The sequence below is a fragment of the Vibrio sp. 1078-1 genome (assembly GCF_033340475.1).
The window spans coordinates 1-531 of record NZ_JAWOWM010000834.1 but is presented as its reverse complement, the minus strand read 5'-3'; the positions used below and the strand labels follow the sequence as shown (position 1 = coordinate 531).

The window sequence follows — 531 nt, the reverse complement described above, 5'->3', positions numbered from 1 at the left end:
TGCACCTAAAAAACCCGTATTGTAATGACTGACCGCAATCCAAGACCCTATCATACCCGGTGCAAGGCCCGGCTTGTCGGCAATGGAATAAGCAATGTAACCGCCAAGAACAGCAGTAAACAATGTCAGGCCAGCAATCCCCATTTGGGCAATATCGGCCAAAATGCCTTCTTGTGGTACACCACCGTGACCAGAGATCATCACCGACAACGACAACAACACACCTCCCGCAACGATAAACGGGATCATGTGGGATGTGCCAAACAGCAAGTGCTCTTTAATGCGACCAAGTTTTTGCGCCCAAGGGCTCAGGGGTTCTGATGCAAATTCTAAAGAAGTTGGGAGAAATTCATTGGATTGGGTTTGAATATCAGTCAGCATCTCAAGCGCTTCTTCTCGCGATTGAGCCAACTTAAGCTTGTCAACAAAGCCGTCTTCGATAATTTTGGTGGAAATTTGTGCCAATACTTCAATGTGATGATGATCATCACCATCTGGAGACGCCAGCATGAAAAACACATCGGACAGCTC

General features: G+C 47.1%; 1 protein-coding gene. It reads right to left on the bottom strand.

Going from position 1 to position 531, the window contains the following annotated elements:
* Positions 1-531: PTS sugar transporter subunit IIA (locus R7190_RS30350; protein ID WP_318138271.1), on the bottom strand; the 531-nt coding region annotated here is incomplete at both ends.